Genomic DNA, 12801 nt, shown 5'->3' with positions numbered 1-12801 from the left:
TTCGCCGGGACAGTCCGTCCAGCGCGGCTGGCTCGACGCCCACACGTGATGGGCGTTCTGGCGCTGCCCTTCCACCTGATGATCGTCTACACGGGCCTCGTCACTCTGTCGTCGATGCTCATGCCCTGGGGCGTGAAGGCCGTCTACGGCGACGACCTGCTCCGGTACTATGCGGAGGCGGGATTGGCGGCGCCGGGAGCCGGCCCCGCCGGGCGTCCGGGCGCGCCGCTCCCCTTGGGCGAGATCGTGGCGCGCGCCAGCGCGGCGGGCGGCGAGACGCCCGAGATGCTGATGGTGACGCTTCCCGGGGACGCCAATGCGACCGCGACGGCGTATTTCGAGGAGCCGCATGGGCTGGCGCATCTCCATCCGCAGATCGTCTATGCGGCCAGAACCGGCGCGGAACTTGCGCGCGTCAGCGACGCTGGCGCCGCGACCCGGACGGCCGCCGTGATGGCGGGGCTGCACGAGGCGCATTTCGCGGCCGCTCCGTTGCGTCTCGTGTTCTTCCTCTGCGGCGTGATGGGCGCGGCCACGGTTGCGAGCGGGCTGGTCCTCTGGACCGTGGCGCGGGCGCCCAAGGGCGCGGATCCCGACCGATTCGGTCTACGGCTCGTGCGATTCCTCAACCTCGGCACTATCGCGGGGCTGCCGGTGGGACTCGCGGCCTATTTTCTGGCCAACCGTCTGCTGCCCTACGGGCTCGAGGCCCGGGCCGATTGGGAAGTCCGCGTATTCTTCGCCGCCTGGGTCGCCGCGGCGCTCGCCGCAGCCCTGTATCCGCGACAGCGGGCGTGGCCAGTCGCCCTCAGGGTGGCGGCCTGCGCCTTCCTGGCGATCCCGTTGGTCGATGCGGTCCTCGTCGGCCAGAACCGGTTCCTCGGCTTCGATGCGGCGATGGTGGCTGTGGGTCTGGCCCTTGTTGCGGGCTCCCGGCTGGCGGCACGGCGACGGCCGGCGGAATCGCGGCACGGCCAGCCCAGCCTGTCCCGGGCGGCGGAAGCATGACCGCGGCCGCACTGATCCTCAGCCTTCTCCTGAGTTTCTCGGGCTTCGCCGCCCTGGCCCTCAGCCTCGACCGGCATCACCGGGCGGCCTACCGGATCAGCGTCCCGGACCGGCGCGTCGCCAGCTTGCGGATGGCAGGCTGGTGCGGGCTCGCCCTCTCGTTCGCGGCGGCCATCGCGGCGGCCGGCTGGAATTTCGGCCCGGTGCAGTGGATCGGATCGCTGACCGGGTCCGCCTTAATCGTGGTGGCGTTCATCGCCTATCGGCCGACCTGGCTGCGCAACGCGGCACTGGCGGCGCTGCCGCTCGCGGCGGCGGCCGCTCCGCTCGCCCTGCTCAGGTAAGCAGGCGCATCGGAAACTTCGTCGGTCGGTGGTGAGTCGAACGGTCATCGGGACGCGGGAATGGCCTTTGAAGGCGGCTCGGACCACTCCGACGCCGAGGATATCTGTCCGCTCGCGGTGAGGTCCGGAAGAGCGTAGGATCGGCCCACTCGCGCACTGGCCAAAAGTCCACCTTGATTCGGCAGGCCAAAAGCCATTGGCTGCGAACAGAGCGGAAGCGGATGCGGCCCCGACGATCGGTCGCCCGAGCGCCAGCTTAAGCCCAAGAGCCGCGGTTCGCGAGGCCGGGGCCTATGGAGGGAACACAGCGATGAACAAGCCGGAATTCCTCGGCGACGCCAAGGTCAAGTCGCCGTTCTCGGCCCGCTACGAGAACTTCATCGGCGGCCAGTGGGTCGCTCCCGCGGCCGGCCGCTACTTCGAGAACACCTCCCCGATCACCGGCAAGGTGGTGTGCGAGGTGGCCCGCTCCGACGCGCAGGATGTCGAGAAGGCGCTCGACGCCGCCCATGCCGCCAAGGAGGCCTGGGGCCGCACGGCGCCGGCCGAACGCGCCCGCATCCTCCTCAAGATGGCCGACCGGATGGAGGAGAACCTCGATCTGCTCGCCCTCGCCGAGACCTGGGACAACGGCAAGCCGATCCGCGAGACGACCCACGCCGACATCCCGCTGGCCATCGACCACTTCCGCTACTTCGCCGGCTGCGTGCGGGCGCAGGAAGGCTCGATCTCCGAGATCGATCACGACACGGTCGCCTACCATTTCCACGAGCCGCTGGGCGTGGTCGGCCAGATCATCCCGTGGAACTTCCCGATCCTGATGGCGGTGTGGAAGCTCGCCCCGGCGCTCGCCGCCGGCAATTGCGTGGTCTTGAAGCCCGCCGAGCAGACCCCGGCCTCTGTGCTGGTGCTGGCCGAGATCATCGGCGACCTGCTGCCGCCGGGCGTGCTCAACATCGTCAACGGCTTCGGCCTGGAGGCCGGCAAGCCGCTCGCCTCCTCGCCGCGGATCGCCAAGATCGCCTTCACGGGTGAGACGACCACCGGCCGCCTCATCATGCAGTATGCGTCGCAGAACCTGATCCCGGTGACGCTGGAACTCGGTGGCAAGTCGCCGAACATCTTCTTTGCCGACGTGGCGAACGAGGACGACGACTTCTTCGACAAGGCGCTCGAAGGCTTCACGATGTTCGCCCTCAACCAGGGCGAGGTCTGCACCTGCCCGAGCCGCGCGCTCGTCCATGAGTCGATCTACGACCGCTTCATGGAGCGGGCGGTGAAGCGCGTCGAGGCGATCACGCAGGGCTCGCCCCTCGATCCGGCCACGATGATCGGCGCCCAGGCTTCGGGCGAGCAGATGGAGAAGATCCTCAGCTACATCGACATCGGCAAGCAGGAGGGCGCCCAGCTGCTCACCGGCGGCGAGCGCAACGTCAAGGAGGGCGAGTTCGCCGAGGGCTTCTACGTGAAGCCGACGGTGTTCCGCGGCCACAACAAGATGCGGATCTTCCAGGAGGAGATCTTCGGCCCGGTCCTGTCGGTCACGACCTTCAAGGACGATGCCGAGGCGCTCGCGATCGCCAACGACACGCTCTACGGCCTCGGCGCCGGCGTCTGGACCCGCGACGGAACCCGCGCCTATCGCTTCGGCCGGGCGATCCAGGCCGGCCGCGTCTGGACGAACTGCTACCACGCCTACCCGGCTCACGCGGCCTTCGGCGGCTACAAGCAGTCCGGCATCGGCCGTGAGACCCACAAGATGATGCTCGATCACTACCAGCAGACCAAGAACATGCTGGTCAGCTACTCGGCCAAGAAGCTCGGTTTCTTCTGAGCTTCTTCCCGGGTTAACCCCCCGAGACAACTTCAGCCCCGGCCTCACGGCCGGGGCTTTTTCGATCCAGCAACACCGCGCTCAGTAGAGGCCGTAGCCGTAGCCCTCGAAGGGGGCGTTGACGATCGAGCCCGGCGCCATCGGGCCGGCATCGCCGCTGACGCTGGGCACGTCGTCCGGCGGACCGTCCCAGCCGACGACACCCATGGGATTGTCGGGCGTGACGTTGGGATTCCCCGCGACGCGCCACGCATGCTGGACGAACAGCGGCTGTTCGCGCGGCGGGACGCGGAGCGACAGCGGTTCGGCGGCGGCGGGCCCGGCGAGACCGGTCAGGGCAAGGACAACGCAGGCGGCTTTTCTGAGAACTGACATGACGGGCGCTCCCGAGGCGTCGGGCGGCAACCGCCGCCCTCCGTCGACACAACGCGCATCGCGACGTTTCGGGACCTGCATTCGCTCGCGTTGCGGTGGAAACCCGCCGGCAACCGCGCATATTTCAACATCGACTGGGGAGGATGGCATGAATTCGGATCAGACCTTGGACGCCAACGTCGCCGAGCAGGCCGGCGCCGACGGAACACCCCTGCGGGTGACCGCCACCCCGGCGGCTCTCGCCCTCATCGACGAGTTGCGGAGCGAGTACGGCCCGGTCATGTTCCATCAGTCCGGCGGCTGCTGCGACGGCTCTTCGCCCATGTGCTACCCCGTCGGTGATTTCCTGGTGAGCGACGGGGACGTCCGACTCGGCACCGTCGGCGGCGCCGAGTTCTTCATCAGCCGGTCGCAATTCGAGGTCTGGAAGCACACCCACCTGCTCCTCGATGTGGTGCCGGGGCGCGGCGGCATGTTCTCGCTGGAGAATGGACGCGAGAAGCGCTTCCATATTCGCTCGCGCCTGTTCTCCGACGCGGAGAACCGGGCCCTCGAAGGGGCCTGCAAACTCTGAGGACGAGCTTCGCGGAGAGGGGGCACGATGGCCACCGTCAAACTCTGGTCCGATGCCGAGGCCGAAACCGACCCGCGCATCGGCGCCGTGTTCGCCGACATCCGGGCGACCCGCGGCTCCGACTTCATCAACAATTTCTGGCGGGGCCTCGCCAACGATCCGGCACTGCTCGAACGGACCTGGTCCGTCCTGAAGACCGTCATGGGACCGGGAACACTCGATCCCCTGACCAAAGAGCTGGTCTACATCGCGGTCTCGATCGCCAATGGATGTCCGTACTGCATCCATTCCCACACCGCCGCTGCGCGGGCCAAGGGCTTGACGGACGCGCAGCACGGCGAGTTCCTGGCGGTGGTCGGCATGGCCAACCAGACCAACGCGCTGGTGAACGGCATGCAGATCCCGGTCGATCCCGCCTTCAGAGTGGAGGAAGGTCCATGAGTTCCGTGTCCGGTCAAGGGGAGCAGGGTTTCCGGGTGGTGCGCGAGAGTGCGCCCTTCCGCGGCAAGCAGGGGCACATCTACCGGCCGGCGGTTTCCGCCGAAGCCGTGGGCTCGAAGGCGCTGCACATGCAGCTTCTGGAGATACCGCCCGGGGAGCGTGCCCATGCGCACAAGCACGAATCGCACGAGACGGCGATCTACGTGCTGTCGGGCGTGTCAGGCTGTTTCTGGGGCGAACGGCTTGAGCATCACGCGATCGCGGGAGCCGGCGAGTTCGTCTATATCGCCGCCGACGTGCCGCACCTGCCTTACAACCGCAGCCAGACGGAGCCCGTCACAGCCGTGATCGCCCGGACGGATCCCAACGAGCAGGAGAGCGTCGTCCTGCTGCCGCACCTCGAGGCCGGTGTCGACTGGTCCAAGGCCGAGGGGTAGCGCTCAGCGCTGCTCGATCCGCTCATTGGCGAGGCGCTCGGCGCGCGAGCGCTCGTCGGCGGAAAGGCCGGACAGCGTCTGATCCAGCCACGCGTCGGACAGGCCCTGTCCGGCAGCGGCAAGGTTCCAGGCCGCAGCCTCGACGGGATTCTTGGCGACGCCACGGCCGACCGCGTAGAGGCGCGCGACGCGGTTCTGCGCGATGGCGTTGCCGCGCGAGGCCGCGTGCAGGAAATAGCGGGCGGCCGCCCGCTCGTCCTTGGTGACGCCGGTGCCGTTGAACAGAAGGATCGCGTACTCGACCTCACTGGCGAGATCGCCATTGTCGGCGCCGCGCCGGAACAACTCCGCCGCCTTGGACGGATCCTTCGGCACCCCGCGCCCCTGCAGGTAGAGAACGCCCAGATCGTGCTGCGCGGGGCCGATCTCCGCATCGGCCGCCTTGCGGAACTGCGCGGCGGCCGCCGCCTCGTCGGCCGTGGCCCCGGTGCCGATCAGGATCAGGCCGAGATTGTAGGCGGCGGTCGGCGAGCCTTGGGACGTGGCCTGTTCCAGCCATCGGCGCCCGGCCTTCGGATCTTTCGGCATACCGCGTCCGTCGAGCGCCATGAGCCCGAGGGATGCCATGGCGGACGGGTCGTTCTGTGCGGCGGCCAGACGATACCAGTCGGCGGCCTTCACCGGGTCCTGCTTCACGCCGAGGCCCTGGTTGTACAGCTCCCCGAGAAGCGTCATGGCGGCGGCGTCCTTCGGATTCGCCTCGATGCGCTTCGTCGCCTCGCGGAAGGCCGTGACGTACTGGCCTTTCTGATAGGCGCCGTAGGCGAGATCCGGCGGCTGACCGCCCTGCGGCGGCACGGCGCCCCGGGTGTAGTTCGGCGTATAGGGGCTCGGCAGTTCCGGCATCGGCTTCTTGCCGGTCTGCGCGGTGGACCCGATCGATCCGGGCGCCGCGGTCGCGGCCGGGTCGGCCGGAGCGGAGACGGCCCAGGTCGGCAGAGCGAGCACTGCCGCTCCGACGAAAGCCAACAGATGAGGGGCGTTGCGGCGCCTCACGCGGCAGCCTCCCGAAGGACGCGCTGCGCCCGCTCGACGGCTGCCGGATCCGACAGCCAGAGGCCGCTCTCCAATCCCACGAACTCCGCGCCTGTCGCGCCGAGCGGCCCGATCTCGTCGGCGGCGACGGCGACCGCGATGCACGGCGTCTCGAAGATTTCGGCCCACCAGGTGGCGCGGGCCCGGACGGTCTCCGCCTCCGGCGCGACACCGTCCGGATACAGCCCGCCGAACATCAGATAGTCGATACCCGCCTCGCCGGCTTCCATGGCGCCATGCTTGGTCTCGATGCCTCCAGCACCGAGGATGCGCCCGTCGCGCAGCCGGCCGCGCAGATCCTTCAGGTCGCGAGGCTTGTCGACATGAATGCCATCGGCGCCGCCGCGGATCGCCACCGTGGCGAGATCACCCGTGAAACCCGGACAGGCCACGACCAGGGCCGCGCCCCGCTCCTGCGCCACCGGAGCGACCGCCTTCACGCGGGCCGTCAGCCCGCGCTCGTCGGTGGCGGCGAGCCGCAGGATCACGGCGGCGACATCGCCCGCTTCGCAGGCGGCCTTCAGGGCCGCCACGAAGCCTTCGAGTCCCTCGGCGTCGAGACCGTGCGGTCCGAGAAGGGCGAGGCTGGCATTGGTGCTCATCGGGGGCGACAACCGGCGCCTTACCGCGCGCCGATCTTCGGATCCAGGGCGCCGCTGGCGTAGCGCTTGGCCATCTCGGCGACCGAGATCGGCCGGATCTTCGAGCCCTTGCCGGCGGTGTTGAACTCCTCGAAGCGCTGCTTGCAGAGCTTGGTCATCGCCTCCATGGCGGGCTTCAGGTACTTGCGCGGGTCGAATTCGGAGGGGTTCTCGGTGAGGACCTTCCGGATCTGACCGGTCATCGCCATGCGGTTGTCGGTGTCGATGTTGATCTTGCGCACGCCGTGCTTGATGCCGCGCTGGATCTCCTCGACCGGAACGCCCCAGGTCGGCTTCATCTGGCCGCCGTACTGGTTGATGATGTCCTGCAGGTCCTGCGGCACCGACGAGGAACCGTGCATGACGAGGTGGGTCGTCGGCAGGCGGCGGTGGATCTCCTCGATCACGTTCATCGCCAGCACCTCGCCGTCGGGCTTGCGGGTGAACTTGTAGGCGCCGTGGCTCGTGCCCATGGCCACCGCCAGCGCGTCCACCTTGGTGGCCTCGACGAACTTCACCGCCTCCTCCGGGTCGGTCAGGAGCTGGTCGTGGCTGAGCGTACCCTCGGCGCCATGGCCGTCCTCGGCCTCGCCCTGGCCGCTCTCCAGCGAGCCGAGCACGCCCAGCTCACCCTCGACCGAGACGCCGGCCCAGTGGGCCATCTTGGTGACGTTGCGGGTGATCTCGACGTTGTAGTTGTAGTCGGCCGGGGTCTTGCCGTCGGCCTTCAGCGAGCCGTCCATCATCACCGAGGTGAAGCCATACTGGATCGCGGTGGCACAGGTGGCTTCGTTGTTGCCGTGGTCGAGATGCATGCAGACGGGGATGTGCGGGTAGATCTCGACGAGGCCGTCGATCAGCTTGGCCAGCACGACGTCGTTGGCGTAGGCGCGGGCGCCACGGCTCGCCTGAAGGATGACCGGCGAGTCGGTGGCATCGGCGGCCGCCATGATGGCGAGCCCCTGTTCCATGTTGTTCAGGTTGAAGGCGGGCACGCCGTACTCGTACTCAGCGGCGTGATCGAGGAGCTGCCGGAGGGTGATGCGTGCCATCGTGCGTGTCTTCCCGTTTCCCGTTTCGTTGTCCGCCCGATCGCCGGAGGCGCGGTGAGGCCCTCAGCTGAGCTGTATCGTTTCGCTCTGCCGGGTGCCTTGCTTTCGGTCAATCTCCGACGCGGCGCAGGCCATTCTTTCGGCGGATGATCCCCGGTCGGTCCGGCTTTCTTGGGCTGCGACGCGGTCCTCGACCTCGCTGACCCGCGCGTCGAACCTTACCGCCGTGGCCCGCATCGTCACGCGCATCCCGGCCGCGTTCAGACGATCGATCCGCGCCTCGAGCCTGTCGAAGCGCGTCATCGTCTCGGACGGCAGATCCGCCAGGCTCGCCTGGATGCCCCTCAGATTCTTGAGGCTCGCGTTCTCCCCATCGTCACCCATCGCCCCGGCCCCCCGGCTGATCAAGCCCGGCAGTATAGATAGGGTCGGGCCAATGGGGGAGGAGAGCAAGGTGGCCGTCTCAGCCCTTCGCCCGCAGCGCCTCGACGCCCGGGAGGGCCTTGCCCTCAAGCCATTCGAGGAAGGCGCCGCCGGCGGTCGAGACGTAGGTGAAGTCCTGCGCCACGCCGGCATGGTTGAGCGCGGCCACGGTGTCGCCGCCGCCCGCAACCGAGACGAGCTGGCCATCCTTCGTCCGCGCGGCCGCGTGCTTGGCGGCGGCCACGGTGGCGGCGTCGAATGGGGTCAGCTCGAAGGCGCCCAGCGGGCCGTTCCACACCAGGGTCTTGGCCCCGTCGATGGCGGCGTTGATCTCGGCGACCGAGCGCGGACCGGCATCGAGGATCATGCTCGCGTCCGGCACGGAATCCACCGGCACGGTCTCGTGGGGAGCCTGCGCCTTGAACTCGGTCGCGGCGACCGCGTCGACCGGCAGGATGATCCGGCAGCCGGCCTTCTCGGCCGCCGCCAGGATGCGCGTGGCGGTCTCGGCGAGATCCTTCTCACAGAGGGACTTGCCCACCGCCTTGCCCTGCGCGTGCAGGAACGTGTTGGCCATGCCGCCGCCGATCACCAGCATGTCGACCTTGGCGACGAGGTTCTCCAGGAGATCGATCTTGGACGAGACCTTGGCGCCGCCGACAAGCGCGATCACCGGGCGCTGGGGCGATTCCAGGCCCTTGGTCAGCGCGTCGAGCTCGGCCTGCATCTCGCGGCCGGCATAGGCCGGCAACCGGTGCGCCAGACCCTCGGTGGAGGCGTGGGCGCGGTGGGCTGCCGAGAAGGCCTCGTTGACGTAGACGTCGCCGTTCGCCGCCAGGGCGTCCGCGAAAGCCGCGTCGTTCGTTTCCTCGCCGGGATGATAGCGGGTGTTCTCTAGAAGGAGTACGTCGCCGTCCTTCAGGGCCGCCACCGCCTGCGCGGCGGCGTCGCCCACGCAATCCGCCGCGAAGGCGACGGTGCGCCCGAGGGCCGCGCCGAGGGCCGGGACCACCGGCTCCAGCGAATCCTTCGGCTCGCGCTTGCCCTTCGGCCGGCCGAAATGAGCCAGGAGGATCACCCTGGCGCCCTGCTCGGCGACCTCGCGGATCGTCGGCGCGACGCGCGCGATGCGGGTCGCGTCGGTCACCCGCCCGTTCTCCATGGGCACGTTCAGATCGACGCGCATGAGGACCCGCTTGCCCTTGAGGGAGCCGGCATCGTCGAGGGTGCGGAAGGCGCTCATGCGGTCTGGTGCGGTCCTGTGCGGGGCGAGGGCGATTACTGCGCGGTGGTGCCGATGGTGGCCCGCTGCGGCAGCAGGCGGTCGAGATTCAGACGCTGGACGGCGACCATCAGGACCACGGTCAGGATGGCGGTGATCACGGCGGTAAGGACGAGGGCGCCGGTCCCGGGCAGGCGCCGGGTGCGCTCGGCGAGGCCGCGCATCTCCGTCCGGAGTGCCGCCAGGTCGGACTGGCGCGCCGATTCATTCATCCGGTTCGCCGCATTCTCGACCTTGTCCTCGACTCGGGACAGCAGAGCCTCGGAGCGGGCATACTTGTCCTCGATCCGCGAACACTTGTCCTCGATCCGCGCGAGCTGATCGAAGAGCTGGTTGGCCGGAAGCGGGTGGGACGGGACCGCGGATGCGGCAGGGGCCGCAGTCGGTGCGGCGGCGGGTGTGGCGGGCGGCGGCGGAGCCGGCCTGGGGGCGGGCGGCACGGCAGCCGGCCCGCTCGACGTGCCCTGCGAAGCGTCGGTCATCCCTGGAGAGTCCCTGGTTCGAAGAAAGGCCGTCCGAAGAGTGGTGCGGCCGCCGACCTCTCAGGAGGCGGCGACCGCTGCAGTCCGGCTCAGATGAGCTTGGCCATCGCCACGGCGGTGTCGGCCATGCGGTTCGAGAAGCCCCACTCGTTGTCGTACCAGGTCAGGATGCGCACCAGCACGCCGTCCATCACCTTGGTCTGGTCGAGGTGGAAGGTCGAGGAATGGGGGTCGTGGTTGAAGTCGATCGAGACGTTCGGCCGGTCGGTGACGCCCAGCACGCCCTTGAGCGGGCCGGCCGCGGCGGCCTTGATGGCGTCGTTGATCTCCTGGACCGTCGTCGCGCGCTTGGCCGTGAAGACGAGGTCCACCGCCGAGACGTTCGGGGTCGGCACGCGGATCGCGGTGCCGTCGAGCTTGCCCTTCAGCTCCGGCAGCACGAGGCCGACGGCCTTCGCGGCGCCGGTCGAGGTCGGGATCATCGAGAGCGCCGCGGCGCGGGCCCGGTAGAGATCCTTGTGCATCTGGTCCAGCGAGGGCTGGTCGTTGGTGTAGGAGTGGATCGTGGTCATGAAGCCGCGCTCGATGCCGACCGCCGCGTCCAGCACCTGGGCGACCGGCGCCAGGCAGTTGGTGGTGCAGGAGGCGTTCGACACGACGTGGTGCTCGCCCGTGAGCTTGTCGTGGTTGACGCCGTAGACCACCGTCAGGTCGGCGCCGTCGGCCGGGGCCGAGACGAGGACGCGCTTGGCGCCGGCGTCGAGATGGGCCTTCGCCTTGTCCTTCGAGGTGAAGATGCCGGTGCATTCCAGCGCGATGTCGACGCCGAGGTCGCGGTGCGGCAGCTCGGCCGGGTTGCGCACGGCCGTCACCTTGATGCGCTTGCCGTTCACCACCAGGAACTCGCCGTCCACGGCGACCTCGCCGGGGAAGCGGCCGTGCACGGAGTCGTAGCGGAGCAGGTGGGCGTTGGTCTCCACCGGGCCGAGATCGTTGATCGCCACGACCTCGATGTCGCTGCGGCCGGCCTCCGCGATCGCGCGCAGGACGTTGCGGCCGATGCGTCCGAACCCGTTGATGGCAACCTTCGTCACGGCGTGACTCCTTCCTGATGCGGCTCGCCGCGCGCCGGACCTGGGGGGTGGTCCGCGGAGCGGTCTCGGCGGCCCGCCATACCGTCCGGGCCGGGCCGGGCGGGATCTGTGCGGGCGGGTTTGAACCTGCGATGAACCGGACCGGGAGAGGCCGGGCTTCCACGCGCGTGACCGTCGGATCGGACGGTGCCGGCTGAGGCCTCGGAACTGTCGCGGACCGGCCCTCCGGCATATCTCGCGCGGTCCCTCTCGGGATCGCGCGGCTGTCTAGCATGGAGCCTCGACCTGTCAAACGCGTCGCCGTGACAAAGACCTTCGATCCACCGTCCAATAAACAGGGATCGGCACGATCCATTCGGAGTTCACCCGGATCGGGGATCGAAGGCCATTTCCCCCTGGAATTTCGGCTGCATTCGACGGAAAGCTTGCTGTCGAGGTAGACACAGAACCATGGCCGACGAGACCGAGCTCCGTTCCATCGACGACGCCCTCCGCCGCCTCGAGGCGGCCATCAACCGCCTGGATACCGTCGTCCAGCGCCGCCTTGAGGTGGCCGCGCAGCCCGACGACCGGGATGCGGAACTCGCGCTGATGGATGAGGATCGGGCCCGCCTCGCCGCGGCTCTCGACGCTGCGAGCGCCCGTCTCGCCACCGTCTCGGCGACTACGGGGGAGGTCGGGCATCGGCTCGACCGGGCGATCGAGACCGTCCAGGATGTGCTCGGGCGCGCCTGATCCCCACGCCTACGCCTGTCGAGCGCACAGCGGAGCCGCCTTTGCCGCAGATCAACGTGACCATTGATGGCCGCTCTTACCGCATGGCCTGCGGGGAGGGGGAGGAGGCGCATCTCACCGGCCTCGCCGCCACCCTCGACGGGCGCATCGGCGAGATGCGCAAGAGCTTCGGCGAGATCGGGGACATGCGCCTTCAGGTCATGGCGGCGTTGACCATTGTCGACGAGCTCGCGGAGCTGCGCATGCGGTACGCGACCCTCGAGACCGACGTCGCGGCGTTGCGCGCTGCTGCCGAGGCTGCCGAGCGGGGGCGAGCGGAGGATGCCGAGCGGGCGGCCGTCGGAATCGGGCGAGCGGCCGAGCATATCGGAAAGCTCGCCGACGCGCTCGGCGGGGTGAGTCCGCGCACGTGAACGACACCACGTGACCGACAAGGACCCGGACGCTTGCACTGTCGAACCGGTTCGCCGTCCGCCGCCGCGCGCGAGCCAATCGCGGACCGCAATCCGACCCCGGCGGCGCCGAAAGCGGCGGGATTTTCGGGAATCCTCACCCCTCTGGACTGACGTGGATGCGGGCACGACGCCGGTCCCCTTGAACACGACCGTCACCGGCTGCCGGTGCTGATCGACCGTTCGAGGCCCTTTCGGTTCGTGGTCGGACTGGTCTTCGCGCAACCGTGAGGCCGTCCGGGGCCGGGTTGCCGCGCCGGACCGATCATCGCTGTCGAAAACCTCATTCCGTCTCGGCGATGTAGCGCCCCAGCGCCGCCGCCGCCCGGAGCATGTGGGCGCGCATACGCCGGGCGGCCGTCTCGCCGTCCCCTTCGGCGATCGCCGCCAGGATCTCGCCGTGCTCCTCCCGCGAGCGGCGGATCCGGTCGGCGTGGCGGAGCTGCGTGCGCCGGAACGCGGCGAGGCGCTCGCGGATCGCCAGGGCCTGCTCGGCCATGAAGCCGTTGTGGGTCGCCGTGTAGAGCGCCTC

Annotated in this window: 17 protein-coding genes; 8 read left to right on the top strand and 9 right to left on the bottom strand. The window is 69.2% G+C overall.

What is annotated here, in order from left to right:
• The 3 genes from I53_RS00085 to adh all read left to right on the top strand — a co-directional run.
• Positions 1-1008: PepSY-associated TM helix domain-containing protein (locus I53_RS00085; protein ID WP_251982156.1), on the top strand; the 1008-nt coding region annotated here is incomplete at its 5' end.
• Entirely contained in the window at positions 1005-1352 is a 348-nt protein-coding gene (locus I53_RS00080; protein WP_043345237.1) for a DUF3325 domain-containing protein, read from the top strand. The genes I53_RS00085 and I53_RS00080, both read left to right, overlap by 4 nt.
• Before the next feature lie 310 nt (positions 1353-1662).
• The gene (adh, locus tag I53_RS00075; protein WP_043345235.1) at positions 1663-3186 is read left to right on the top strand and encodes an aldehyde dehydrogenase; all 1524 of its coding nucleotides are present in this window, start codon (positions 1663-1665) and stop codon (positions 3184-3186) included.
• 81 nt (positions 3187-3267) lie between these two features.
• Here the strand turns inward: adh and I53_RS00070 are convergent, their stop codons facing one another.
• Complete coding sequence (locus tag I53_RS00070) at positions 3268-3561, bottom strand: hypothetical protein (RefSeq protein ID WP_043345233.1); 294 nt, start codon at positions 3559-3561, stop codon at positions 3268-3270.
• 148 nt (positions 3562-3709) lie between these two features.
• Here I53_RS00070 and I53_RS00065 point away from each other — a divergent pair, with 148 nt between their 5' ends.
• The 3 genes from I53_RS00065 to I53_RS00055 are packed head-to-tail and all read left to right on the top strand — an operon-like array spanning position 3710 to position 5013.
• Positions 3710-4135 carry a DUF779 domain-containing protein gene (locus I53_RS00065; RefSeq protein WP_043345230.1) on the top strand — a complete coding sequence of 142 codons (426 nt, stop codon included), beginning with the start codon at positions 3710-3712 and terminating at the stop codon, positions 4133-4135.
• Positions 4136-4162: 27 nt separating this feature from the next.
• On the top strand, positions 4163-4576 hold the full coding sequence (locus I53_RS00060) for a carboxymuconolactone decarboxylase family protein (RefSeq protein WP_043345227.1): 414 nt from the start codon (positions 4163-4165) through the stop codon (positions 4574-4576).
• Positions 4573-5013 carry a cupin domain-containing protein gene (locus I53_RS00055; protein WP_051044584.1) on the top strand — a complete coding sequence of 147 codons (441 nt, stop codon included), beginning with the start codon at positions 4573-4575 and terminating at the stop codon, positions 5011-5013. Before I53_RS00060 ends, I53_RS00055 begins: the two co-directional genes overlap by 4 nt.
• A gap of 3 nt (positions 5014-5016) precedes the next feature.
• On the opposite strand, the gene I53_RS00050 is transcribed toward I53_RS00055, so the two are convergent.
• The 7 genes from I53_RS00050 to gap all read right to left on the bottom strand — a co-directional run bounded on the left by I53_RS00050 (position 5017) and on the right by gap (position 11082).
• Positions 5017-6021, bottom strand: a complete 1005-nt coding sequence (locus I53_RS00050) for a tetratricopeptide repeat protein (protein WP_306307416.1) — start codon at positions 6019-6021, stop codon at positions 5017-5019.
• 44 nt (positions 6022-6065) lie between these two features.
• Positions 6066-6710 carry a thiamine phosphate synthase gene (locus I53_RS00045; protein WP_043345224.1) on the bottom strand — a complete coding sequence of 215 codons (645 nt, stop codon included), beginning with the start codon at positions 6708-6710 and terminating at the stop codon, positions 6066-6068.
• Between the two features lie 20 nt (positions 6711-6730).
• Entirely contained in the window at positions 6731-7801 is a 1071-nt protein-coding gene (gene fba / locus I53_RS00040; protein ID WP_043345222.1) for a class II fructose-bisphosphate aldolase, read from the bottom strand.
• Positions 7802-7864: 63 nt separating this feature from the next.
• Positions 7865-8185: a hypothetical protein gene (locus tag I53_RS00035; protein ID WP_043345219.1), complete on the bottom strand. Its 321-nt coding sequence runs from the start codon at positions 8183-8185 to the stop codon at positions 7865-7867.
• 79 nt (positions 8186-8264) lie between these two features.
• A complete protein-coding gene (gene pgk, locus I53_RS00030; RefSeq protein WP_043345217.1) occupies positions 8265-9467 on the bottom strand; it encodes a phosphoglycerate kinase in 1203 nt (400 codons plus the stop codon).
• A gap of 35 nt (positions 9468-9502) precedes the next feature.
• Positions 9503-9988 carry a hypothetical protein gene (locus I53_RS00025; RefSeq protein ID WP_043345214.1) on the bottom strand — a complete coding sequence of 162 codons (486 nt, stop codon included), beginning with the start codon at positions 9986-9988 and terminating at the stop codon, positions 9503-9505.
• Positions 9989-10077: 89 nt separating this feature from the next.
• Positions 10078-11082 (bottom strand): type I glyceraldehyde-3-phosphate dehydrogenase, encoded by a 1005-nt coding sequence (gene gap / locus I53_RS00020; protein WP_043345211.1) that lies wholly within the window; start codon positions 11080-11082, stop codon positions 10078-10080.
• Between the two features lie 450 nt (positions 11083-11532).
• On the opposite strand from gap, the gene I53_RS00015 reads away from it, so the two are divergent.
• Positions 11533-11817 (top strand): DUF4164 family protein, encoded by a 285-nt coding sequence (locus I53_RS00015; RefSeq protein WP_043345208.1) that lies wholly within the window; start codon positions 11533-11535, stop codon positions 11815-11817.
• Between the two features lie 41 nt (positions 11818-11858).
• Positions 11859-12230 carry a cell division protein ZapA gene (locus tag I53_RS00010; protein ID WP_043345206.1) on the top strand — a complete coding sequence of 124 codons (372 nt, stop codon included), beginning with the start codon at positions 11859-11861 and terminating at the stop codon, positions 12228-12230.
• Positions 12231-12552: 322 nt separating this feature from the next.
• Here I53_RS00010 and I53_RS00005 read toward each other — a convergent pair.
• Positions 12553-12801 (bottom strand): FCD domain-containing protein (locus tag I53_RS00005; protein WP_043345202.1); only part of this gene is annotated, 249 nt, incomplete at its 5' end.

Source organism: Methylobacterium sp. B1, from assembly GCF_000333255.1.
Classification (GTDB): Bacteria; Pseudomonadota; Alphaproteobacteria; order Rhizobiales; family Beijerinckiaceae; genus Methylobacterium; species Methylobacterium fujisawaense.
The sequence above is the reverse complement of the archived record's forward strand: the minus strand, read 5'-3'. Positions and strand labels throughout refer to the sequence as shown.

Bases quoted from the DNA above. Each gene is read 5' to 3' on its own strand.
- I53_RS00080 (WP_043345237.1), top strand. From the start codon at position 1,005: ATGACCGCGGCCGCACTGATCCTCAGCCTTCTCCTGAGTTTCTCGGGC.
- adh (WP_043345235.1), top strand. From the start codon at position 1,663: ATGAACAAGCCGGAATTCCTCGGCGACGCCAAGGTCAAGTCGCCGTTC.
- I53_RS00070 (WP_043345233.1), bottom strand. From the start codon at position 3,561: ATGTCAGTTCTCAGAAAAGCCGCCTGCGTTGTCCTTGCCCTGACCGGT.
- I53_RS00065 (WP_043345230.1), top strand. From the start codon at position 3,710: ATGAATTCGGATCAGACCTTGGACGCCAACGTCGCCGAGCAGGCCGGC.
- I53_RS00060 (WP_043345227.1), top strand. From the start codon at position 4,163: ATGGCCACCGTCAAACTCTGGTCCGATGCCGAGGCCGAAACCGACCCG.
- I53_RS00055 (WP_051044584.1), top strand. From the start codon at position 4,573: ATGAGTTCCGTGTCCGGTCAAGGGGAGCAGGGTTTCCGGGTGGTGCGC.
- I53_RS00045 (WP_043345224.1), bottom strand. From the start codon at position 6,710: ATGAGCACCAATGCCAGCCTCGCCCTTCTCGGACCGCACGGTCTCGAC.
- fba (WP_043345222.1), bottom strand. From the start codon at position 7,801: ATGGCACGCATCACCCTCCGGCAGCTCCTCGATCACGCCGCTGAGTAC.
- I53_RS00035 (WP_043345219.1), bottom strand. From the start codon at position 8,185: ATGGGTGACGATGGGGAGAACGCGAGCCTCAAGAATCTGAGGGGCATC.
- pgk (WP_043345217.1), bottom strand. From the start codon at position 9,467: ATGAGCGCCTTCCGCACCCTCGACGATGCCGGCTCCCTCAAGGGCAAG.
- I53_RS00025 (WP_043345214.1), bottom strand. From the start codon at position 9,988: ATGACCGACGCTTCGCAGGGCACGTCGAGCGGGCCGGCTGCCGTGCCG.
- I53_RS00015 (WP_043345208.1), top strand. From the start codon at position 11,533: ATGGCCGACGAGACCGAGCTCCGTTCCATCGACGACGCCCTCCGCCGC.